At 49.8% G+C, this 24,483-nt stretch carries 18 protein-coding genes; 7 read left to right on the top strand and 11 right to left on the bottom strand.

The window, feature by feature from the left end; translation table 11 throughout:
* Nucleotides 1–131: 131 nt before the first annotated feature.
* On the bottom strand, nt 132–1,520 hold the full coding sequence (gene lysA / locus H6F43_RS18565) for a diaminopimelate decarboxylase (protein ID WP_190344216.1): 1,389 nt from the start codon (nt 1,518–1,520) through the stop codon (nt 132–134).
* A 65-nt stretch (nt 1,521–1,585) separates the two neighbouring features.
* Here lysA and rimI point away from each other — a divergent pair, with 65 nt between their 5' ends.
* Together rimI and H6F43_RS18555 are read left to right on the top strand one after the other, a co-directional pair.
* Entirely contained in the window at nt 1,586–2,224 is a 639-nt protein-coding gene (gene rimI, locus H6F43_RS18560; protein ID WP_347272437.1) for a ribosomal protein S18-alanine N-acetyltransferase, read from the top strand.
* 186 nt (nt 2,225–2,410) lie between these two features.
* On the top strand, nt 2,411–4,885 hold the full coding sequence (locus H6F43_RS18555; RefSeq protein WP_190344215.1) for an ATP-dependent Clp protease ATP-binding subunit: 2,475 nt from the start codon (nt 2,411–2,413) through the stop codon (nt 4,883–4,885).
* A gap of 93 nt (nt 4,886–4,978) precedes the next feature.
* Here H6F43_RS18555 and H6F43_RS18550 read toward each other — a convergent pair whose 3' ends face one another.
* A complete protein-coding gene (locus H6F43_RS18550; protein WP_347272438.1) occupies nt 4,979–5,392 on the bottom strand; it encodes an EVE domain-containing protein in 414 nt (137 codons plus the stop codon).
* Between the two features lie 284 nt (nt 5,393–5,676).
* Nucleotides 5,677–6,177, bottom strand: coding sequence for a serine acetyltransferase (locus H6F43_RS18545; protein ID WP_190344213.1), 501 nt, complete (start codon nt 6,175–6,177; stop codon nt 5,677–5,679).
* A 313-nt stretch (nt 6,178–6,490) separates the two neighbouring features.
* Between H6F43_RS18545 and H6F43_RS18540 the strand changes: the two genes are divergently transcribed.
* Complete coding sequence (locus H6F43_RS18540) at nt 6,491–9,475, top strand: HAD-IIIC family phosphatase (protein WP_190344211.1); 2,985 nt, start codon at nt 6,491–6,493, stop codon at nt 9,473–9,475.
* Nucleotides 9,476–9,544: 69 nt separating this feature from the next.
* Nucleotides 9,545–10,546, top strand: a complete 1,002-nt coding sequence (locus tag H6F43_RS18535) for a glycosyltransferase family 2 protein (protein ID WP_190344209.1) — start codon at nt 9,545–9,547, stop codon at nt 10,544–10,546.
* Between the two features lie 27 nt (nt 10,547–10,573).
* On the opposite strand, the gene H6F43_RS18530 is transcribed toward H6F43_RS18535, so the two are convergent.
* The 8 genes from H6F43_RS18530 to H6F43_RS18495 form a co-directional block, all read right to left on the bottom strand.
* Complete coding sequence (locus tag H6F43_RS18530) at nt 10,574–11,899, bottom strand: O-antigen ligase domain-containing protein (protein WP_190344207.1); 1,326 nt, start codon at nt 11,897–11,899, stop codon at nt 10,574–10,576.
* A gap of 195 nt (nt 11,900–12,094) precedes the next feature.
* On the bottom strand, nt 12,095–12,928 hold the full coding sequence (locus H6F43_RS18525; protein ID WP_190344205.1) for a 2OG-Fe(II) oxygenase: 834 nt from the start codon (nt 12,926–12,928) through the stop codon (nt 12,095–12,097).
* Between the two features lie 170 nt (nt 12,929–13,098).
* Nucleotides 13,099–14,193, bottom strand: coding sequence for a glycosyltransferase family 4 protein (locus tag H6F43_RS18520; RefSeq protein WP_190344203.1), 1,095 nt, complete (start codon nt 14,191–14,193; stop codon nt 13,099–13,101).
* Between the two features lie 6 nt (nt 14,194–14,199).
* Nucleotides 14,200–15,165 (bottom strand): glycosyltransferase family A protein, encoded by a 966-nt coding sequence (locus H6F43_RS18515; protein WP_190344201.1) that lies wholly within the window; start codon nt 15,163–15,165, stop codon nt 14,200–14,202.
* Nucleotides 15,166–15,198: 33 nt separating this feature from the next.
* Nucleotides 15,199–16,128 (bottom strand): glycosyltransferase family A protein, encoded by a 930-nt coding sequence (locus H6F43_RS18510; protein WP_190344199.1) that lies wholly within the window; start codon nt 16,126–16,128, stop codon nt 15,199–15,201.
* A complete protein-coding gene (locus tag H6F43_RS18505; RefSeq protein WP_190344197.1) occupies nt 16,125–17,060 on the bottom strand; it encodes a glycosyltransferase in 936 nt (311 codons plus the stop codon). The genes H6F43_RS18510 and H6F43_RS18505 overlap by 4 nt, the downstream gene beginning before the upstream one ends.
* Nucleotides 17,061–17,074: 14 nt before the next feature.
* Nucleotides 17,075–18,472, bottom strand: coding sequence for an oligosaccharide flippase family protein (locus H6F43_RS18500; RefSeq protein ID WP_199290439.1), 1,398 nt, complete (start codon nt 18,470–18,472; stop codon nt 17,075–17,077).
* Nucleotides 18,473–18,480: 8 nt separating this feature from the next.
* Nucleotides 18,481–19,689: a glycosyltransferase gene (locus H6F43_RS18495; RefSeq protein ID WP_190344195.1), complete on the bottom strand. Its 1,209-nt coding sequence runs from the start codon at nt 19,687–19,689 to the stop codon at nt 18,481–18,483.
* A gap of 378 nt (nt 19,690–20,067) precedes the next feature.
* Here H6F43_RS18495 and H6F43_RS18490 point away from each other — a divergent pair, with 378 nt between their 5' ends.
* From H6F43_RS18490 to H6F43_RS18480, 3 genes are all read left to right on the top strand, one after another.
* Nucleotides 20,068–21,213 carry a polysaccharide biosynthesis/export family protein gene (locus tag H6F43_RS18490; protein ID WP_190344193.1) on the top strand — a complete coding sequence of 382 codons (1,146 nt, stop codon included), beginning with the start codon at nt 20,068–20,070 and terminating at the stop codon, nt 21,211–21,213.
* Between the two features lie 109 nt (nt 21,214–21,322).
* Nucleotides 21,323–23,644 (top strand): tyrosine-protein kinase domain-containing protein, encoded by a 2,322-nt coding sequence (locus tag H6F43_RS18485; RefSeq protein WP_190344191.1) that lies wholly within the window; start codon nt 21,323–21,325, stop codon nt 23,642–23,644.
* Nucleotides 23,645–23,677: 33 nt separating this feature from the next.
* Nucleotides 23,678–24,483: glycosyltransferase family 2 protein (locus H6F43_RS18480; RefSeq protein ID WP_190344189.1), on the top strand; the 806-nt coding region annotated here is incomplete at its 3' end.

Raw genomic sequence — 24,483 nt, 5'->3', positions numbered from 1 at the left:
ATCCCATTGACTTGGACTAACCCTGCACCGGTTAAGGGGGGTTGAAGGATGACGGATGCAGTCCAGAATACCTCGTCTTGGACAAGGTTGCTCAGGTTAACCGCCCGATCGGTCTCCTGACCCATGCTGTCTTACCTTAAGCGCTCTGGTAAACGGTCCTGCCGGATCAGGTCTTCATAGGTTTCTCGCTGCAGAAACAGGTTTGCCTCGCCTTGATTTACTAACACGGCAGCTGGGCGCGGTATGCGGTTGTAGTTCGAGGACATGCTGTAGTTGTATCCCCCAGTCGCCATGACCACCAGCACATCTCCCGGTTGCGTTTCTGGTAGAGTCGCCTCTTTGATCAGAATGTCGCCAGATTCACAGTGTTTTCCAGCGATCGTGACCTGCTGTGTCAGCGGTGCCAACATTCGATTAGCAACCACCGTGCGGTACACAGACTGGTAGGTAATCGGACGTGGATTGTCAGACATACCACCGTCGATCGTTACGTAAGTCCGAACATCGGGAATCACCTTCTGGCTACCCAATGTGTACGCCGTGACGCAAGCAGAACCAATCAGCGATCGTCCCGGTTCAGACAGCAGTTTGGGTAGCGGCAGCGATTGCTCGCGGCAGGCAGACTCGATAGACTCTGCCACCACCTTGACCCACGCCTCAATGCTGGGGGGATCATCGGACTCGGTATAGCGAATTCCCAATCCGCCCCCGATGTTGAGTTCCTGAACTGGCAATCCGTGTTGTGCTGCCTTGCCCAACCACTGCATCATGACTGCGCCCAGATCGTTATGCGGCTGTAGCTCGAAAATTTGAGAGCCGATGTGGGCATGTAGCCCAATACAAGAAAGTGCCGATTGTTGGCTCAGGAAGCAAAACACCTCTTCAATCTGACTGGGATCGAAGCCAAACTTGCTGTCTAGGTGTCCCGTGCGAATGTATTCGTGCGTGTGGCACTCAATTCCAGGAGTCAAGCGAAGCATAATCCGAACTGGATGCGCCGCTTCATCCGTGATCGTCACCAGCGTCTTTAGCTCAAACCAGTTGTCGACGACGATCGTGCACTTCGACTCAATCGCAAACTGAAGCTCGCTTCTAGATTTGTTGTTGCCGTGCAGATAAAGTTTATCCGGGCTGACGCCTGCCTTAAGCGCTGTGTAAAGTTCGCCACCTGATACAACATCAACACCCAGACCTTCGCTAGCAACGATCGCGCAAATTGCTAAACAGTTCCATGCTTTGGAGGCATATAGCACCTGCGACTCGCCAGAATAGTGCTGAACAAATGCATCTCGGTATTGACGGCAAGCAGATCGCAGCGTCTCCTCATCCAGTACGTACAGCGGAGAGCCAAATTTTTGAACTAAATCCGGTACGTCGCAGCCGCCGACTTCCAGATGGTCAGCGTCGTTCACGCGAGCTGTCAGGGGTAAAAGCTGCTGATTGGGCGATCGAGTCGCTGCTCGATCCGACAAATACTGAAGCCCAGACTGATAAGCTGCTGAAGGGTGAGTCGCAACCATTCCGTAATCCTTTGAGTTGGCAAATAGGCACAAGCCCTTACCCTAACAGTTTACAATCGAGATCTGTGCATTTCGACGCAAATTCGCCATTTGATGTGCGACGCTTAGATCTTAAACCTCTCACCCATGACTTACTTCCCGCTGCTGTTGATCTTGATCAGCGCTGCTTTGGTGGGCTATGGACGATCGATGGCTACCAGCGAGAGATTGATAGCCCAAACAGCGAGTTACTTGCTCTGATGGGGGAGTGGGGAGCAGAAGAAAATGCAAAATCCAAGCCTGCCTCACTTCCCACTCCCAATCTTCTTGGGCTTGGCTGCTACTGGGCAATTCTGGAAGAAGCTCACATTACGATTTTGGCGATCGACCCTAATTACCAGCGTCAGGGATTAGGGCAGGTACTATTAGTTACACTGCTACACTCCGCACACAAGCGTGGGTTAGAACGCGCCACGCTAGAGGTCAGAATTTCTAATCAATCAGCCCGATCGCTATACGCGAAGTTTGGCTTTCAAGAAGTGGGATATAGACGAAGGTATTATCCAGACACCGGCGAAGACGCATTAGTCTTATGGCGTGGAGACCTACAGTACCCACAGTTTCAGCGATATCTGCACACCTGGCAGACAGCGGTGGATCAGCGACTTGCTACTTCAAATTGGCGCCTTTTGACGGATATTGCGGATATCGCGTTCGGCAACTAACCCTTGACTTGTCCCCGGATTCCTGTTAACAATTCCCCCTTGGGGAAGAATTCAAGCGCCCAAGCATTTCTCCTTTATCAGATTCGGTAATCACACCTCCAACCTGCTGTTGATTTTGAACAGCCGGACTTTTCCTCTATGCTAAAATCAGCAGTACCGGCACGCAGCAGGTGATAAAGACACGCCATGTTTGAACGCTTCACAGAAAAAGCCATTAAGGTGATCATGCTTGCCCAGGAAGAAGCACGACGCCTCGGACACAATTTTGTGGGTACAGAACAGATCCTCCTGGGTCTAATTGGAGAAGGGACCGGCGTCGCCGCCAAAGTACTGAAGTCGATGGGCGTTAATCTCAAAGACGCACGCATCGAGGTTGAGAAAATTATTGGTCGAGGCTCTGGCTTCGTTGCCGTAGAGATTCCCTTTACGCCACGAGCAAAGCGAGTCCTGGAACTCTCGCTGGAAGAGGCTCGCCAATTAGGTCACAACTATATTGGCACCGAACATCTACTCTTGGGTTTGATTCGGGAAGGTGAAGGCGTCGCAGCACGAGTGCTGGAGAACTTGGGTGTGGACCTGTCGAAGGTGCGGACTCAAGTAATTCGTATGTTAGGAGAAACCGCAGAAGTCTCTTCTGGCGGCTCTCAAGGACGCACTAAAACCCCGACTCTTGACGAATTCGGCTCCAACCTAACTCAGATGGCAGTCGAAGGCAAACTCGATCCTGTAGTTGGTCGTCAGAAAGAAATCGAGCGGGTGATCCAAATTCTCGGTCGTCGTACCAAAAACAATCCGGTGCTCATTGGGGAACCGGGTGTTGGTAAAACTGCGATCGCTGAAGGACTCGCTCAGCGCATTGCAAACGATGACGTACCGGACATTCTAGAAGATAAGCGAGTGGTTACGCTTGACATCGGTCTCCTAGTTGCAGGCACCAAATATCGCGGTGAATTCGAGGAGCGCCTCAAGAAGATCATGGACGAGATCCGCTCGGCGGGGAACGTCATTCTAGTGATCGACGAGGTGCACACGCTGATTGGTGCGGGTGCGGCTGAAGGCGCGATCGACGCTGCCAACATTCTCAAGCCTGCATTAGCACGCGGCGAGCTGCAATGTATCGGTGCTACGACGCTGGATGAGTACCGCAAGCACATCGAGCGCGATGCTGCACTAGAACGCCGCTTTCAGCCTGTCATGGTTGGTGAGCCTAGCGTGGACGAGACGATCGAAATTCTTCGCGGTCTGCGCGAACGCTACGAGCAGCACCACAAGCTGAAGATTTCCGATGAGGCGCTTGAGGCGGCTGCTAAGCTGTCTGATCGCTACATCTCTGATCGCTTCTTACCTGACAAAGCGATCGACCTGATCGACGAAGCAGGCTCTCGTGTGCGGTTGATCAACTCCCAACTGCCTCCAGCAGCGAAGGAGCTTGACAAAGAATTGCGCCAAGTCCTGAAAGAAAAGGACGATGCCGTTCGTTCGCAAAACTTTGATCGAGCAGGTGAACTGCGCGATCGCGAGATGGAGATTAAGGCAGAGATCAAGGCGATTGCTCAAAGCAAGAAGAATGATTCTACTGAGGGTAACGATTCCCCTGTCGTAGATGAAGAGGATATTGCTCAAATCGTTGCGTCGTGGACGGGCGTTCCTGTGAACAAGCTGACGGAATCTGAATCCGAGAAGCTGCTGCACATGGAAGACACGCTGCACACGCGCTTAATTGGTCAGGACGAAGCTGTAAGAGCAGTGTCTCGCGCAATTCGTCGCGCACGTGTCGGTTTGAAGAACCCGAATCGACCGATCGCCAGCTTTATCTTCTCTGGTCCGACCGGGGTTGGTAAGACGGAATTGACGAAAGCGTTGGCTGCATACTTCTTCGGCTCTGAAGACGCCATGATCCGACTTGATATGTCGGAGTACATGGAGCGGCACACCGTCTCGAAACTGATTGGCTCGCCTCCAGGCTATGTCGGCTACAACGAAGGTGGTCAGTTGACCGAAGCGGTGCGTCGTCGCCCATACACGGTGGTCCTGTTTGATGAAATCGAAAAGGCACACCCGGACGTGTTCAACATGCTGCTGCAAATCTTGGAAGATGGTCGCTTGACCGACGCCAAGGGCCGCACGGTGGACTTCAAGAACACGCTGCTGATCATGACCTCGAACATCGGTTCGAAGGTGATTGAGAAAGGCGGCGGTGGTCTAGGCTTCGAGTTCTCCAGCGGTGAAGATGCTTCTGAGTCGCAGTACAATCGCATCCGTTCTTTGGTCAACGAGGAACTGAAGCAGTACTTCCGTCCAGAATTTCTCAACCGTCTTGATGAGATCATTGTCTTCCGTCAGCTGAAGAAGGAAGAGGTGAAGGACATTGCGGACATCTTGCTAAACGAGGTGTTCAAGCGCCTGCAGGAGCAAGGGATTACGCTGGAGGTCACGGAGCGCTTCAAGGACCGACTCGTGGAAGAGGGTTACAACCCCAGCTACGGTGCTCGTCCACTGCGTCGCGCCATCATGCGACTGTTGGAGGACTCGCTGGCTGAGGAAATCCTCTCTGGTCGCGTCAAGGACGGCGACACTGCTGTCGTAGACGTTGATACAGACGGTCAAGTGAAGGTGCTTCAAGGCCAGAAGCGGGAATTGCTTCCCCAAGCGGCTGAGTAGTCTGAATCGTTAAAACTGAAAACGGTAGGGGAGCAATCCTCTACCGTTTTTGTTTTGTGGAAAGGCTTGATCTCCAGCGATCGTTTCTAAATGTTACGTGGTGAGCAATGGTGTACAGGCACCGTATCCTCTTTTTGCCATCTCCATTACGTGTTCTATCCATAGTTCATCTAAAAATTGAAGATGGTTAGCTGTAAAACTTTCTCCAAGTGATTGTCCAGAACGTCTGAAAAGAAATTTGTAGTCATCAAATTCCGGCATAGCTCTCAGCTTTCTTCCACTTAAAGTTTTGTCGTAATCTACAACCGAAAGCCATTCGTAAGCAACAACATACTCTTCATTGGTGTATTGGTTACTATAGGCTGAACTGAGATGGTGCAAATGGGGAGTTTTTCTTAGCTGAGAATTTGATTCTTCAGAAACAATACGTCCACAAGCGAAAAAGCCTGTTGGTTCGCTAGCTACTCTGTAGAAGTAGGCTCTGTCGCCAACTTGTACTGTATTTATTGTTGAACAACTCCAACCACGTCCGTAACGTTTTCCCGCAGCAAGCTGCTTTTTTGCTTCGTTAATATGTTTTTGAACTTCTGTCTACGGGTACCCTTGCTGATTGCGGGTAAAGATTCGCGTCACCATTGTGCTCCTAAAAGCTCATAGCGATCGCCCCCGTACTGCTTCGATTTAGCAAGAACGATCGCCCCTTACTTTCTTGAGTTTAGTTAGCTTATTTCTACAGTTGTTTGGTTGTGTCAACTGTTGGCAGAGGAGAAACAGAAATTCACTAGAGTAGTTTATTGAGACCGCTCAACTTGAGTAATTTTTGCTGGGATACCTACGGCTGTTGCTCCTGCTGGAATATCACTTAGAACGACAGCATTTGCTCCAATTTTTGCATGATCGCCGATCGTTACTGGACGAATAATCTTAGCGCCAGCACCAATGTCAACATGGCCTCCGATCGTAACGCCTCCAACGATCGTGACCTGTTGCAGGATTAAGCAATTTGGTCCAATAGTAGACTCTGGATGAATTACGATTCCGTTAGGATGTAGCAGCAACAGCCCTCCTTGAATTCGAGAGTTAATTGGAATATCAGCGCTAGCAACAACACTCCAAAAGCGATGTTGTAGAACGTTCCAAATGCTAAAAAATCGCCCAAATACTCCGCCCTGCTTCTGCCACCTCTGATACTCCCGGAGCGATTTTAGAAGCTGCCGACCAGGCTCCCACCAACGGTTACAGCGCTCACGATCCCAATCTGGTTCCGTTGCAGAAATCTTTGAAGTGGTCATACGACTGTTTGATCCGTTTATATAGCTAACGATGTTACTCGTAGCTTGGCTTACATAGTCGGAACATCAGTGACAATACGTATTCTTTCTATTTATTCGATGAATCCCTAGTTCTTGATTCCGAATGCTTACTCTCTTCCATTCACTGGCTACATGTTATCAAAGAAACGTGGAGAAAATCGTTCCTAAGATAGTCCTTTAAGCATGTACATTTTCTATCTTTAGGCGTTCTTGCGATTAAGCTCTAGCAGCTTAATCGCAAAGTGTAGCGCATAAAGCGCCATCAAATTTAGCTAAATAGTGGAAAGTAGCCATGCAAATTGCCCATCAGTTCTCCGTTCAAGCTCTTCAACAGAACCTGCAAACAATAGCCATTAGCGCTACATTTACGGCTGAACCTGTCGAGAATTCACTGGCATTTTGGGTGCAGGAATTGGAGCTTTCCCTGGAGATCGAATTTGCTCCCTACAACCAAGTATTTCAGCAACTACTCGACCCGTCCAGTGTACTATCTCAAAATCGGCAGGGTGTAAACATTGTCCTGTTGCGCTTTGAAGATTGGCGCAAGCAAGGCAGTGGCGAAACCTTGAATGAGGTTGAGGCTGTTGAGCGAAATGTTCATGACTTCATTACAGCCCTGAAAGCAGCCGTATTCTCCTCGTCCACACCGCACCTAGTTTGTCTATGTCCAGATTCGCCTGGCCTCAGAGCAGATGCAAACTGGGTCCGTTGCTGCCAAGACCTTGAGGAGCGCTTAGTTGCAGAGTTGGCCGGTATTTCTGATTTGTACTTAATTCGATCGCAAGATTTTCAGCAATATCCGGTTGAAGTTTACTATGATGCTCAACGCGATGCGTTAGGACACATTCCCTTCACATCTGAATTCTTTACTGCCCTAGCAACACTGCTAGCACGGCGAATCTACACGATCAAACGCGCACCTCATAAAGTCATTGTTCTTGATTGCGATAACACTATCTGGAAAGGGGTTGTTGGTGAGGATGGCGTAAACGGAATTCAAATTCCTCCAGCTTGGAGGTCGCTTCAGGACTTTATGGCTGCTCAGCAAGAAGCTGGAATGATTTTATGCTTGTGCAGCAAAAATACTGAGGCAGATGTGCTAGAAGTGTTTGAGCAACGTACTGACATGCGGCTGAAGCTGGAGCACATTGTCTCTTGGCGCATTAATTGGGTACCCAAATCAGAGAATATTAGATCCCTAGCTGAGGAACTCAATCTAGGGTTAGACAGCTTTATTTTTATCGATGACAATCCGGTTGAATGCGCTGAAGTGCAAGCAAACTGTCCTGAAGTACTAACGCTTCAGCTACCAATCGATGGAGATATTTCCACATTTCTGGAGCATGTTTGGGCATTTGATCATCTCAAAATTACAGAGGAAGACAAGCAGCGAACTGCGCTTTACAAGCAGAACGTTGAGCGCGATCGTTTTCAACAAACAGCCGTTAGCATTGATGACTTCCTAGCAGGCTTACAACTTAGAATTGAAATTTCAGAACCCTCTTTAGATCAACTGCCTAGAGTTGCTCAACTGACGCAGCGCACAAATCAGTTCAACTTCACTACTGTTCGTTGGTCTGAGAGCGAAATTCAGCAGCTATCTGAATGTGGCTTAGAATGCCGAATTGTGGAAGTCAGCGATCGATTTGGTGACTATGGACTTGTTGGAATTATTATTTTCTCTACAGAGTCGGAAAGGCTAAGCATTGATACATTTTTGCTCAGTTGCCGAGTGCTAGGTCGCGGTGTTGAGCATCGTATGCTCCAATATTTAGGAGAAATTGCTAAAGAGCGTCATCTTAAGTTTGTTGATGCTGCTTATATTCCAACTAAGAAAAACCTGCCTGCCCGTAATTTCTTAGAAGGTGTAGTGTCACAATTCAAGCAGACGATGGACGAAGGCGATCGCTTTCACATCCCTGTAGAATTTGCTGCTGCCATTAGCTACACATCTGCTAATTGGCAAATAGAACAACCAACTGAAAAGCCTGCAAGCAAAGTTTCTGCAACGCTAGTGCTCTCAAATCAATCGCAGCGTCTCAACCGCATTGCTAAAGAGCTGTACAGCCCTAAACAAATTCTTCATTCTGTCGAAGCGCGGCTGCACTCGATACGCCCTGATTTAACGCAGCCGTTTGTTGCTCCACGAACAGAACAAGAGAAACAACTGGCACAGATTTGGGCAGAGCTACTGCATATCGATTCTGTGGGCGCTGAGGATAACTACTTTGACTTGGGGGGCACCTCGCTACTTGCTGTTGAACTATTCGCCCAGATTGAAAAGGCATTTGACAAAAAACTACCACTGACAACGCTGCTAGAAGCCCCAACGATCGCGCAACTCGCGCAACTGATGACGAACTCAGGAAGCAGAGAATCGGTGGTCCTAATCCGATCGGGCGGCGCAAAATCTCCGGTATTTCTGGTTCATGACGGCGACGGCGAAACGATGCTTTACCGAAATTTAGCCAATCGCCTCAAGCCAGATCATGCAGTTTATGGGCTACAGCCCTACAGTGATGAAGACTGCCCAATCCTGCATACTCGGATTGAAGACATGGCAGCCTATTATGTCGATAAGATTCAAGCAATTCAGCCTCAAGGTCCGTACTTACTAGGCGGAATGTGTGCAGGGGGCGTAATTGCGTTTGAAATGGCGCAGCAATTAAAAACTAGCGGCCAGGAGGTGGCGATCGTTGCCTTGATGGATGCGGCCGATGCAAAAGCACCCAAGCGCGTCGGTCGCGTTACCAACATTCGACTGCAACGATTGTCCAATGCGCTGAGCCAGAATCAGCACGTCAAGACTGGAGAGCGCGTAATTCAAGTTCTAAACACCATTCGACGGAAGGCAACGAACCTGATTGTCTACGAAATGCAAACGAAGGTGAATGTTCTATGGAATCAACTCAAACTGTGGCTGTTTCAGTATTATCTGGACCGTGGACTGCCATTGCCCAACTTTTTGCATAATCTGTCTGTGCGCAGAGTGTATGAGTTCGCAGAGCAAATCTATAATCCAACGCGGCTGTATAACGGTGACATACTGCTGATCCGGGCAACCGAAGGAGATGGCAGCGATGAACCCTATGTCGAAGTCTACAGCGATCCACTATTAGGCTGGAGTCAGCGAGTAACTGAAGAAATTAAGGTGCTGGATGTTCCTGGTGGGCACTCTAGTATGCTGCAAGAACCCAACGTCGAAGTGATGGCAGACAAGTTGCAAGCATATATCGACGACGCTCTTAGTAACGCAATCGCTCCAACTCGACCGTAGCTGAGAACTCAAATTTTCCACTAACCAGATAAAGATTCGGTAACTTTGTAACTCCAGTCATTCAAACCCATGCATACCGTTGTTCAACTGCCTGAAAACTGCCCCCTGCTGGTTGTCATTGTCAATTACAAGACGGCTTCACTCTCAATTAACTGCTTGCGATCGTTGCAACCAGAAATTCAATCTTTACTGGGAACTCGCGTTGTCGTTGTCGATAACGCTTCCGGCGATGATTCTGTACAGAGGATTGAAGCCGCGATCGCAGCAGAAGGCTGGCAGAATTGGGCAGCAGTACTGCCCTCGAATTACAACGGCGGTTATGCTTACGGCAATAATCTTGCAATTCGTCCGGCTCTACAGTCTTCAACGCCACCGCCCTACGTACTGCTACTGAACCCCGATACGATCGTCCGTCCCGGTGCAATTCGAGCGTTAGTCAACTTTATGGAGCAGCACCCCGACGTAGGAATTGCGGGCAGCAGCTTTGAGGAAGCCGATGGTAGCGATTGGTCCACTGCCTTCCGATTCCCAACCATTCTGAGCGAATTAGAATCGGGCTTACGGTTGGGTATAGTTTCAAAGCTGCTAGAAAAGTGGGCAGTTGTTCGCCGGATGACCAACCAGCAGTGCCAAGTGGATTGGTTACCCGGAGCAAGCATGATGATTCGTCGCTCTGTGTTTGAGGCGATCGGTTTAATGGACGAAGGCTATTTCCTGTACTACGAGGAGACAGATTTCTGTTTGCAGGCAAAACGAGCGGGTTGGTCGTGCTGGTACGTGCCTGAAAGCCGCGTTATGCATATTGCAGGGCAAAGCACAGGCGTCACTGTTCGCAACGTGAAACCTAAGCGTCAGCCTCAATACGTGTTTGATTCGCGTCGGCGCTACTTCGTTAAAAATTATGGTTTAGTATACGCTGCTCTGGCAGACGCTGCATTTTTGGCTGGATTTGGACTATGGCGACTGCGCCGAGTAATTCAACGCAAACCTGACCTTGATCCACCCAAAATGCTACAAGATTCTATTCAAAATAGCGTATTTCTTCGTGGTGGTCTTTCTAGCCAGAGCTGATTCTCTGCAAAGCAAATAGATCGACAACTAGTGGCTCTCACGCTGAGGAGCCACAACCAATCCTGCTAATCCGCCGCATACTAGCGCAAACGTTGGATTCACCATTGCATTTAGCACACAATCTAGCGAATACATCACTACACTAACTGCCAGTGCAGCCGCTGGTGCAACACGGGGATTAGACCATAGTCTGGCAGGGAATTTTGTACAGAAACTAACAACAGGCAGCAGCAGTGAACCGAATACACTTGCCAAGCCAACCGCTCCATTTACTCCAAATACGATAATCCACAAGCTGTCTGTAACTGAAATATCTTTGCCAGACTCATCGTAAACTCGGTTTCGTCCAAACCCTCCCCAGCCAAACAAGATTTTCTCTCGCGCTTTAGCTGAGAGTATTTCTTCATTCACAAACCGAAAATCCAGTGATTGAATTCGCTCGGGACTAAAGTTTTGGTACAAATAGGAAACAATCGGCTCTCTTGGAAATCCCCCAGTAACTCCCAAGTTCAAATAAAGACAAATTCCTGCAACAATAACCCACATTAGAAACGCGGTACGAAGCCACTTTCCCACAAACAAAATTATGAGCGCCAGCGCTAGCAAAAAATAAGCACCCGTTGATTTAACCAGGATAAACGTAACAAGAAGGATAACAGCTAGTGGGGCGATCGGAATGTTCCAAATCTTCTTTAAAATTTTTGCTCGCCAGAGGGTTATCCCCATTAGAGTTGCGGACATCATCCACACACCAACTGCTAAACCATGACTGAGAAATACTGAGGGACGATAGCCGCCATAACGAATTGAAATAAGAAAGTTTTCTACTGGGGCAAAGCCATATACCCGTGCATGAAGGCTCGTGAATAATCGAATTTCGTATAAGCAAGGCAGAATATAGAGCAATCCTCCAACAAAAAAACCAACTGCTAGTTGGCGCATCCCAGATAAACTGTTTAAGTAAATTCGACCAATAAGATAAGGCAATCCCCAAGTTACGATTTGGCCTAGCATCATGACAAAACCGTCGTAGGGACCTAAATCGTTTGTCATCGATGAAAAGAATGGACAAATGCACCAAATGATCATGGGAACATCAATCCAGCTAAAGGAAAATGCTTGCAAACGTCCCATATCATAAATTGCTGTTGCTGCCAAAACTCCATAGAAAGCAGCCGCCATTTTGTCATAAGCAGGGACAACGGGAATCTTCATGGATGACAGAGGCAAAAACAGCCATGCTCCAAGAACGCCAACGATTAACGCTCGTTGTGCCGGATAGCGAGAGAATAGATAGATAACAAAGGGGAGCCAACCTAGCAGCGCTAGGAACGCGATCGCATTTCCTTGCATAGAGAAAGTGGGGGCAAAAGTTTAGTAACGTAAAAGAAGGTTCCCAATAATCGAGGTAATTAGAAGGAGCGCCTAGAGAACTCTTCTTTAATAAGAATGATAAGCACATAAGGGCAAAGCATTGAGTAGAACAATTCTCGGATTGTTTAAAGAATTGTTGTTTCAATGCTTTGCCCTTACCCTAAAAACGGCTTATTACTTATTCTTTAATGCGTTCCCTGCATCGACTAAAATTGGCGGCAGCAGCTTCTTCAAGACCGTTTTGAACGAGGCTTTCGATGGCTCGTTCGGTTCAAAATTGTCTTCAGGGCGAGCTTGGAAGATTGTTGAATGCGCAACGCTCGAGATTTCTTCAGCAGGTCGTCCGTTACTGTAGTAGTAAAGTGCTAGAGACTTCCGCGTTCTATCTTCAGGGCAGTTCAGCGGTTCCGGGTGCCCGTGATACGAAAAATCTGTTGTGCTGAAGACAACGCAGCGATTAAACAGTGGCAAAATCTTTTTCTCGCAGTGGGTCATATCTTTGTCCCACAGTTCCAGCTGTCCGCCGTACTCTTCCTGCCAATCTTTGTTGAGATACACTAGCAAGTTTAATCGTCGATCGAGCTTTAGCTTTTTGTGCTGATTGAAATCTACGTGCATTTTTAGGTAGCCGCCTCGCTCGATTTGGTGCAGCCCTCCACCTTCAAAGTGAGGATCAGGAATAATGCCATCGATTCCAGTCAGAATTTCTAGAAATGTAATGAACGTAGACGAATTAAACTGATAAAGGAGCGATCGCGTCATGTCGCCCATTTGCTGTTCATGAGTAGAAGCCAACTTTTTTTCAGTGTTAGTTTGAAACTTCTTCCACTGAATATCCCCTGGTTTTGGAAACTCATTTAGAATTTCATTTAGAACTGAGGGGTCCGGCAAGAAATTATCAATCACGACGTGAGGAAAAGGCTGAGCCGCAGCGTACTCTTCGCGATACTTGTTTGCCAAGTCTTTTAGGTACTCTGGGCTGAGTCGAAGTAGAGTGGTTGAAGTCATAATGCTCCTCGATCTGAACAAAAAATAAGCGTGCGGGGATTCTTCGCTAGACTGGCGGTAGGTAGACAAGTTTGGATTGACAATCTATCGCTCTGTCGTCACGGAAGCGATCTCAGGTGACGATCGATTAAGTCAACTAATGATTAGGTTTCCCAGTTTTGAAGGGTCGATCACACAGTTTGCTTAGAGCGTACGGCTTGATACAGCGCTGCCTCGAATTGATCGGTTGCATCCTCCCAGGTGTAGTGGGTCGCCTTGTAATAGGCAGCATCCGACATAGTTTTCCACTCGGAGTTAGGTAAATTGCAGAGCCGCACGATCGCCTGCGCCATTGCTTCCGGATCTTCTGGCTCAACTAAAATACCTGCACCATCTGTCAATAACTCCGGAGCTGCCCCGGCTGGAGTTCCGATTACCGGAGTGCGACACGCCATTGCTTCTAAGATAGGTAATCCAAAACCTTCTAATCTGCTAGCGAATAGCCAAGCATCGCACTTAGCATAGGTGTCTTTAAGTAGGGTTTGATCTGGGCGATACACATATTCTGTTTCCGGTGGCAGCGGCAGTTCTGGTGATAGCGTAAACTCACCAAGAGCAACCAAGCGCAAATTGGAAATTGTCTGAGCTGCGATCTCGAATGCTTTCAAGCTGATGTCGCAGCCTTTCCAAGGGGTCAAGTTGTACAGCATTCCTATGGTTGGAATAGATTGCTTATCGCGCAACGGAGCCGAAAACAAATCAGTGTCAACGCTGTTGGGCACACAGCATACGTTGGGATCGCCGTATTCCGTCTGCATCAAGTCCACAAGCCACTGAGCGATCGTAATCTTGTGTAGCGGTAGGCGATACGTTGCTCTAACTCTCTCCTTTGGCAAATAATCAAACACCTCATGGTGCTGGATGAAATATGCTTTTACTCCTTTCCTTGCTGAAAACGTGGCGACCCATTCTGCTGTCTCCCACCACGTTGCAATTACCACATCGGCATCAGGGACATCCGCATCGACGACAGGACGAAACTCATCAATCAGGGCGTGGGGAACATTAAGGTGGTCGAAGTGAGAAGCCGTTTTTTCTGGCTTTGGCAACCATCCCTTGCCCTTAATCAGCGATCGCACCTGATGCTGCCATTTAGGCGAAAAGGACGGTCGTGAAATCACGAACACATCGTGTCCGCGTTTCTGCAAGCGATCAGCGTACATGGCAATCACGCGATCGCCGCCCGACAGCGTAAAGCCACTGCCCATAACAAACGTGATCTTCATATCAACTCACTCTTTTTTTTCCGCAGGTTTAACTGCTAACGCTAACAAGCTGCGCCATGCACCCATATTTTTGGGATGAGTTGCCACAGAGCGAACACCTGTTGCCAGTGCCCGAAACTTTTGTCCTGCTTGGTGTTCCTGCCAAGCTCGTCCTAACAGTTGACCTTGCACATGCTCATCCACTGCCAACACAGAGTCATCTTCCGTTGTGGGCGCAGCGGGAAGCGGTATGCCAAGCTGCAAGTCGTCTTGACCCTGTGTGCGGCGCTGCTTTTGTAGCTTGACAATCAAATCATCAAAAAACAGTCGCTCTACATTCCGCTGGTTGTGAGTTAGGGATTGGTCATGCAAACGGTAGAAGTAGTCAATTTCTGGCAGGTACCAGACTCGCGTTAATTCACTCAGCCTGAGCAGAATATCCAATTCTGATGAGCCGTTGAGTTCTGGACGTGCTCCACCCAGCGCCTTTATCCATTCTGCGCGAATCGCGTAGGTGCAAAAGTGATTGCGAATAATGCCGTTTTGAAGCTCTTCAGTAATCTCTTCGGCAAGGTTTGTTCTCAGATTGGCAATCAGACGTCCGTTCGCGTCGATCGTGGCGAATCCACCGCAGACTGCGCCCCACTCTGGATGCTGCGTCAACCACTCTGCCTGCCTCATGATCCGCTGGGCTGGAAACAAATCATCCGCATCGCAGCGCATGATAATTTCACCATGAGCAGCAGCGAATCCGGCGTTGACGGCAGCGACATAGCCCCGACCGGGACCCTCAATCATTCGTATGCGGGAATCGCCGATTTGGTGCACTCTTTCTGGTGACGCATCGGTGCAGGCATCACTAACGACAACAACCTCCAAGGCTGTGTTATTTTCTTGCAAAATGGAGCGTACGGTTTCGGAGATGTAAGCCTCAGCGTTGTGCATCGGCACAACTACACTGACAAGCGGTGTCGGATTGAGTGTCGGGTTCATAATCAGCAAACACGAGTAGAGTTTTTAGCGGAATCACGACGAGGGTTCGATGTTGAAGGTGTTACACAAAAGCAGTTGCCAATTCTCAATTGCAAATGGCTTCAACCGAATTGCGCGCAGAATGTAATGCAGTGCAGTTCCACGTCGATGGCTATAAAATGCCCACCATGCATACTGAAGTGTGAATTGGTGCCGCGAGGCACGATCGTCACTAGGTCGCCAAGGTTCTGCCGCTTCAAATCGTCCCTCAATATTGCGTCGCTGCCATGCCCACTCACACGCCATCCGCGCCTCATCCCGTTGTTCCTTTGGGTTTTTTGCGCTCACTGATTGCGTGTTAATGCGATACCGCATCAGCACATCCTTCAAGTTCGCCAACTGTCCAACTTCGCCCAGTTTCAACCACAGATCAAGGTCGTGCGCTGAGAGCAACCGTTCGTCGTATCCGCCGACTTGAAGCAGGGCAGAGCGTCGAATCATTGCGCAGGGGTGACAAATACTGCCATGTCCAGCAAGTGCCTGTCGTTGAATTTCGGCATCATCTTCAGGCAGTATGAGGCATGTTAGCAATCGTCCCTCCTCATCAATAACTTCGTGGGCAGCACCCACACACACGACTTCAGGGTGCGTTTGCAGAAATTCGAGTTGACGAGCAAAGCGATCGGGTAGTGCAACATCATCCGCATCCATCACGGCAATGATTTCACCCTGCGCTTGTGCTAACAACTGATTGCGAGTTCGAGAAACGCCTTGATTTTCATGGCTGCTGAGGCGAATTCGGCTGTCTTTCGCGGCATACTGCTGCAGAATCTTCAGTGTGTCGTCTGTAGAGCCGTCGTCGATGATGATTAACTCAAAGTCAGACATGGTTTGAGCTAAGATGCTCTCCACCGTCTCAGCAACATATCGTTGCGAGTTGTAGGCAGGCAGAAGAACGGAGACAGGTGGTTTCGAGTTCATCATTCGTCCTCCACAGGTTTAATTGCAGCACACATAAGCAGATTCCAACCCTCAATCTGAAAGGGTTTAATGGCAATTGCCCGCAGTGCATACTCCATTGCCATCCTTCGCTGGTAGCTATAGAATGCCCACCAGCCGTACTGAAGCATGAATTGATGTCGAGAGGCGGGATCGTGGGTTGGACGCCACCCACAGCCCGTGACCTGAAATTGGCGCTGCAATCCTCGACGCTGCCAAGAACGATCAAATGCCGCTGCTACTTCCTGAGCCTGTAGCGCATGTTTTTGGCTACTGATGGAGGATGTATGCAGGCGATATCTCACAACCACCTCACTTAAGTTTGCCAAATCCCCGATCTCGCTCAAGCGCAGCCACAAATCCAAATCGCAGGACGTGACCATTGCTTCGTTGTAGCCGCCGACTGCAATTAGGCTCGATCGTGGCATCATCGCTCCAGGGTGAATGAAGCTCGTATGCCCATCCATCAACAGAGAGTGAATCTCGCTATTGCTCTCCGGCATCGTAATACGAGTTAAGAACCGCCCCTTTTCGTCGATTAACTCAAAGGCACCGCTGAGCCACACTACTTCGGGATGCTGCTGGAGGAATTCCACTTGGCTAGCTAATCGCGTTGGTGGCGCGATGTCGTCAGCGTCCATCACCGCAATGAAGTCACCCGTGGCTTGCGTCAGCATCTCATTGCGAGTTTTTGGAATTCCCTTCAGTGGGTGGCTAGTTAACCGAATTCGCTTGTCAGTTGCAGCGTACTGAGTCAGCACTTGAAGAGAGGAATCGGTGGAGCCATCGTCTACAATCAGGAACTCAAAGTCTGCAAAGGTCTGATTCAGAATGCTTTCAACTGCTGGTGCCAAGTAGCGATCGCTATTGCAGACTGACATCAGTACTGAAACGGTGGGTGACTTTTTCGGGAGCATGGCAGGAATACCCATTAAGGGACTGGAATCAAATGTTGGTGGAACAGAACTACTGTCGTAATTCCTGTTGCAGCAGCGATCACGGGCAGGTCTACTTCGGGTTGCCACATGGAGATGCGAATGTAGCAAATTGCCAAGGCGGGATACATCAGCCAGCCTACGCTTGCCAGTCCGATGATGACGCCCTGCTGCCCGCCAAAGTAATTACCCAAAAACATGGCGGTAAATCTCACGCCGATTTCTACGACGAGCAGCACTGAGATCGTGCGAGACTGGCCTCTAGCTAACAGCACATTGTTATAGGTGTGCCCTACCATCCCGACCAGAGAGCCGAGCGCCAGAATTTGTAACATCCAACCTGCATCGGTATAGCGACTGTCATAGAGCAGGTCAATTAATTGCTTTCCAAATAGAATGAAGAACAGCGACGTGCACCAACTCATAGCAAGCATAACGATGCGCGATCGTCGCAGTGCTCGATAGAGACGCTCTGGACGCTCCCGCACTAGCTCAGAGTAAGAGGGAAACAGCACGCGATCGCCCACTGAATTGAGCACCTCAGAGGACATCTGAGACAGCGTTTGAGCATTCTTGAAAATTCCCAAAAATCGGAGTCCCATTAGCTGCGGCATAACGAGCGTTGCACCTTGAGATGCTATAAACGTCAAGACTGTGCTGAGAAAAATCCAGCGACCAAAGTGATGCAGTTCTCTGAACGCGTCCGAGTCCCAGTGAAACCGATTGTTTTCGCCTTGAAGCATGGTATGGCTTAACACCATCGACAGGAAGGAGCCAACCAATCCACCCACAACCAGTGCCCAAACCGATCGAAACATCCAGGCACCTACAAGCATCACGATCAAGCTAACAATTTGGCTTCCTAGCTCCAGCATTGTTAGTCGCGCCATGTCTAACTGCCGATTTGAGGTTGCCAGCTTCGTCGAGTTCAATCCCGAAATCAGGGAAGTTAGACCCACAACTGGCAACAACTGCATCAGCATCGGCTCGCTGTAGAATTTTGCTGCTGGGAATGCAATTAGGCAGGCGCACAGCCATAGTCCACAGCCGCGACCTGCTTGAATTGTCCAAGCCGTGTTGAGAAATGCTGGATCACTGCCACGTTTGCTTTGGATGATGCTAGGACGAATCCCTACATCAGAAAACATTTCTAATCCAATCATGAACGTTTGGACGAGTGCCATTAGTCCAAATGCTTCTGGGAAGAGTAAGCGCGTTAACAGCAGATTACTGCCCAAGCGTAGAAATTGACTGGCTAAGTGGCTGCTGAGCGTCCAAGCAGAACCGAGAAGTGCTCGCCGCTTTAGGGAGCGGGGGCGCTCAAATCCATCTGATTGTTCTTCAATCCGGCTCTCCGTCATCCGTTGCTCCCGATCGTGTGGGTGTACGTTCAAACGCGACTTCAGCTATCGACGTAGGACCGAAACAGAGCGGCAAGTTTACCCGCCTCAACTCCAGCGTTGTGCTGTGCAAACACGCGCTTTGATCCTAGATTTCCCATTTTTTCCAATGTCTCCACAGGGGCTTGCACAGCCGATCTCATTGCCTCAACCAGCGCCTCCACCGAACCTGCGGGAATTAGCCATCCACACTGATCCGGCTCCACAAGTTCTGGAATACCTGCTACATACGTTGTAATCACAGGGCGATTCAGCGCCAGCGCCTCCATAATCACCACAGGTAGCCCTTCCGCAAAACTGGGAAGCACCATTGCCCTAGACTCTAGTAAATGCTGTCGCACTGCGTCATTGCTTGCCCAACCCGTGACTTCAACACAGTGTTGCAGTCGCTTTTCAGCAATTAACGCTTCAATTTCGCTCCGGAGTGGTCCGTCGCCCACCAGAACCAATTTGAACAGAACTCCTTCTGCTACCAGTTGCGCCGCTGCCTCCATGAGCAGCAGTTGTCCCTTCTGCTCACATAGACGACCGATGCTCACAAGTTGAGGTGTTGGAGGAATTGGGGAAATCGACTGGCGAAAAAAGCTGTCATCTACACCGCAGTGAACGACGTGGATGTTCGACCAGTGCTGCAAGCTGCACCAGCGGTAGAGTTGGCTTTTCCCAAAGGAGCTAACCGCCACGACGAAGGTAGCGCGTTTAATTTTTTCAGGCAGAGCGATCGCGTCCACCCAATCGAACTCTTCGGGACCATGAACGGTAAAGCTATATTGAGGACCGCCTAACGCTTCACATAACAGAGCAACCGTTGTGGAATTTGTGCCGAAGTGCACGTGGACATGCTGAATGCTGGTTTCTGCAAACCAGCGTAGCAGCACACACGCTTCCGCTAAATACGCTAAATGTTTTACAACGCTCCACTTCGATCGCTTGCTGAGCTTGCCAACTAGCGCTAGCGCTTTGACAAATCGAAATGGCTTTGTTACTGCTACCCGTACTGCTTCAGCAAGAATTCTCACGATGCCGCTATCTAGAACTAGGCGGGTTTTCTGCAACTCCAGCTTGTCCGCCTCATCGACGAGTTCTTGACGGCACGATCGCATCGCAAATCGCAGAACTTCAACACCACACGCCTCAAGCTCAAGGATTTCCCGTCGGATAAAGCTGTGGCTCACTTTCGGATACTGATTGACCAAATATGCAATCTTCAAGGAACCTGACCTCAATGGCTAACTGACACCGTTGCACAGCAAATTGACAAGCACTACAATAGACGCAAGCTTTTACTAGTTATTTTTTATACTTAAGCTGTAAGCAAAAACCTTGAGCTACCTCAACCTTCTACGTGGGGTGGCAACTATAGAGCGAACGTTCTCCTGAGTGGGCTATTCCACCAACAAGTGTGCACATCTTACTGGGAGGCAGTTGTCCTAACCTCAGAAAATGTACTGGCTATTCAGCTTGAAACCGATTAAGTTCCCGTTCTACGATCGTTTGAATACCGTGTTTTGCCCTAGAGCTACCCTCAAATACCAAAGCTATAGTAGGAGGGATTTCGGATACATTTTGCCCATTCCCCACCCAACGCTATGATTCAGGGAATTCCTCGATCGCTCACTGGACTCGCACTATCTGCCTTTATCGGAACAGCTCAAGTCGTCCCCGTTTTTGCTCAGCCTACTCCATCCGTTTCCCCCGCAGAAACGCCCTTACCCCCTGCACCCGCCACCTCTGCTGCTCCTACCCTGCCGACTCAGGCAGCAGGCGCATACACGCTTGGGGCAGGAGACGCCGTGCGGATCGACAGTTTTGACACACCCGAATTAGTGTTAGAACCGCGCTACTCCGTGCTGCTGGATGGAACCGTCAACTTACCGTGGGTTGGTAGCGTCCCAGTTCAAGGTATGACGCTAGCGGAGGCATCGGAGGCAATTTCTGCTAAGTACAAGCGCTTTATCCGCAATCCGATCGTGACGGTTAGCTTGATGGCACCCCGTCCGCTAAAAATTGGGGTGATTGGACAAGTAAATCGTCCCGGTTCTTACATCATTAATTTGATTGGTAACGAATCAACTCAAGCGAGTTTGAGTCAACGTAGCGGTGGTGAAGGAGGTACCCAATGGCCCACCGTCAGCAAAGCGATTCAAACCGCAGGTGGCATCACTCAGGCTGCAAATGTGCGGCAAATTCAAGTCCGCCGACCGGCGCAATCAGGCACTGAAGAAACAATCAACGTTGACCTGTGGAAGTTTCTGACCCAGGGTGATTTGTCGCAGGATATGCTGCTACGGGATGGCGATACGCTCGTGATTCCGCTGGCAACCACTCTAGATGCCGCAGAAGCGACGCAGATCGCAGGCAGTAACTTCTCACCAGAGGCCATCAAAGTCAGCGTCGTTGGTGAAGTGGTGGCTCCGGGTGCTGTGACAGTGAAGCCGAATACTACACTCAATCAAGCCATTTTGTCAGCGGGTGGGCTGAGAAGCAATCGTGCCCGACGTAGCAATGTGGAACTCATTCGTCTTAACCCGAACGGCACTGTGACGCGACGAATGATCGCACTTGATTTGTCTCAGGGGTTGAACGAGGGAAACAATCCTGCTCTCCGCGATAACGATGTGGTTGTTGTGAATCGCACTGCGTTTGCTAGCGCGTCGGACTTCTTGAGCGTCGTGCTAAGTCCATTGAGCGGAGTGTTGGGACTATTCACTGTTTTGGGCAATTTGGGTAGATAGCTATCATGCACTGCCTACAGCAGGACGAAAGAAAACTGGCTGTTGGCTTTTCACTAGTTTCTAGTCAGGGTGCAGGTGCGACGGGTCAAGGAAACAACTAGAGGTCAACATGGTCGCTCAGCAGAGTACGCAGGACGTGCTTAAAAACAAAGGGTCGGGAGGTGTAGAAGACGACTCAATTAGCGCATCATCACCCCAGAAGGGACTAGATTTCAGTCCCTATATCCGCACAATTTTGCGAAATATTCCCCTAATTTTGGGAATTACGCTGCTAGCAGCAGTTCCAGCCGTGCTATCCGGCTCAAAAGCCTCTCGCACTTATCAGGGAGGATTTCGGATTCTGGTGGAGCCTGTTACCTCTCAAGCGCGATCGACCGACCCATCCTCAATCTCGCGCGCTCAGCTAACCGACACCAACAGTGTGGACTACCCAACACTGCTGCAAGTGTTGCAGAGTCCAGAGCTGCTGTCGAAAGCTGCCCAGCAGGTGCAAAGTCGCTATCCCGACGTGACGGCTGACATGCTGATGGGAGAAATCTTTAGCAAAAACCTGGTTGTGCAGCGAGTTGGGGGCACTGACTACTACAGCGCAGCCCGATTAATTGATGTGAGCTATAAGGGCAGAGATGCTCAGCGGGTTCAACTGATTCTGGAAGAGCTTGCTAAAAGCTACTTGAAATATAGCCTTGATGACCGTAGGAGCCGGATTGGTGGTGGCGTTGATTTTATTGAAGACCAACTTCCCGCACTACAGCAGCGAGTCAATTCGCTAGAAGCAGACATCCAGTCTTTTAAGCAGCGCTACCGCTTGACCGAGCCAACGACTGAGGGAGCCGACCTCTCCAAGCAAATTCAAGAGATTCAAGCGCAACGGCTATCTACGCAGCAGCAACTGGTGGAGCAGCGATCGCTATATGCCCGTTTGCAGCAGCAGCTGGGGCTAACGCCGGATGAAGCGATGATTGCCGCATCCCTGAGCGAGAATCCGCGCTACCAAGAGCTAATTACCGAAATCAAAAAATTAGAAACTGTAATTGCCAGTAAATCTGCACGATACAACGAAGAAAGCCCGGTAGTTCGATCACTGCTAGAACAGCGCAAAAACCTGACCCAACTGTTTCAGGACGAGACAAAAAAGAATTTGGGCAAGCGCCTTACACCCGGAGCCGTCAATCCTCAAATTCTGGTCACACAGAATCCGCTGCGGCTAGAGTTAATTCGCCAGTTAGTAACGACTGCGAATACCGCTCAACTGCTACAAGTTCGTAGCCAGGTGATCGCTCAGAACTCCGCCTATCTGGACAAGCGGCTTCAGCAGTTTCCGACGATCGTTCGGCAGTACAACGACTTACAGCAGCAGCTAGAAATCTCCACCAAAACGCTGAATCAATTTCTAACTCAGCGCGAAACGCTACGAATTGAGGCAGCGCAGAAGGAAGTTCCCTGGGAGGTGATTGCTCCAGCCAAAGTGTTAACCGACGCGAACGGTAATCCGGTGGCCAGCCCTAGCGACATGAGCAAAAAGCTCATGATGCAATTGGGAATTGGCGTGGCGCTAGGATTAGCTGCGGCATTTGCTCGTGAGAAAATTAGCAACGTCTTCTACAGCAGCGAGGATGTTCAAAGTGCGGTGCAAGCACCCCTGCTGGGTGTGATTCCGTTTAGTAGCGAGCCGTCTGTTGGGACAATCGCGACGAATGAACCGTTCTTGAAGGCGTTTGAGACGCTGTATACAAACTTGCGCTTTCTGACTGGATCTCCGCTGCGAGCGTTGACGATCGCCTCAGCAGGATCTGGAGATGGCAAGTCTACGATCGCGCTTAATTTGGCGATGGCAGCAGCAGAGATGGGGCAATCAGTGCTACTAGTGGATGCAAATTTGCGATTGCCTCAGCTTCATACACAGCTCAATCTTCCAAACCAGCACGGGATTAGCGATGTCCTAGCAAACGAGAAGTTAGCCTGGCAAGACGCGATCGCCTCTCCCAAAAAGAATCTTTCGGTGCTGACGGCAGGACAAACCGCCCGTGACTCTGCCAAACTGCTCGCATCTGCTCGGATGCAAATGCTGATGGAGCAGCTACAGGCTGCCTTTGATTTGATCATCTATGACACGCCGAATCTCGATGAGTTTGCTGACGCTAGTTTCCTGGCTGCCCATACCAACGGCATTTTCATGGTCGTGAGCTTGCGAAAAGCGAAGCATCCCGCTGTCAAAAAAGCAGTGGTCGAATTGAAAAACTATCGCTTACCAATTCTTGGAGCCATTTCTAATCAGGTCACTGGCAAGCGAACCTCTACTGTGTCAAAGCAAGATCCGTATGGGCATCTCAAAGATAAGCAACCATCACGGTTAGAGGGTTTAAACATTCTACAAACGCCCTCTTCCACGGCAACGGCTGAACCATCGTCAAGCGATGCGATCGGTTAACTCCTCTCTCATTTACCTTTCGGAGCATTCATGATGAATTTGGCGATCGCGCTGCTTAATGCAGGGCTGGTTCTTGTTGCGCTGGTGCTACTGATTCCGATTAGCGTTCTGTTTCTAGAGTGTCTTGCCGCCCTTTTGCCTGCCCGACGATCGCTGAAGTTTACATCGTCATTACCCCGTACTGCAATTTTGGTTCCAGCGCACAATGAGGCTTCTGGAATTGCAGCAACTCTGGAGTCGCTGCTGCCACAGTTGACCCATAACGACCAATTGATCGTCATTGCTGACAACTGCACGGATGCAACAGCGACAGTGGCACGGCAGGCAGGTGCGACCGTGATCGAGCGTCATGACTTAGAGCATCGAGGGAAGGGGTACGCCTTGGATTTCGGACTTCGGCACCTCACTGCTAACCCACCAGAAGTCGTAGTCATTGTGGATGCGGACTGTACGGTAGCGCCGGGAGCGATCGAGCAAATCTCGTACCTTGCGGTTCGCCAATCGCGTCCGGTGCAGGCAACGTATTTACTAGCGCAGCCTGCGAATCCTAGTCCAAAAGATGCGGTGTCTGTGCTGGCATTTACGGTAAAGAATTTAGTGCGTCCGATCGGGCTGCATCAGTTAGGATTGCCCTGCCTGCTAACGGGAACTGGAATGGCACTGCCGTGGTCGGTGGTCCAACGTCTATCTCTGGCTAGCGGTAACCTTGTAGAAGATATGCAGCTGGCATTGGATTTGGCGATCGTGGGGCATCCGGCAGCGTTCTGCGCTAGCGCTAGAGTAACCGGAGCGTTACCAGGACAAAACCATGCTGCCAAGAGCCAGCGAACTCGCTGGGA

The sequence above is a fragment of the Leptolyngbya sp. FACHB-36 genome (assembly GCF_014695955.1).
In the GTDB taxonomy this organism is placed as follows: domain Bacteria; phylum Cyanobacteriota; class Cyanobacteriia; order Leptolyngbyales; family Leptolyngbyaceae; genus FACHB-36.
The sequence above is the reverse complement of the archived record's forward strand: the minus strand, read 5'-3'. Positions and strand labels throughout refer to the sequence as shown.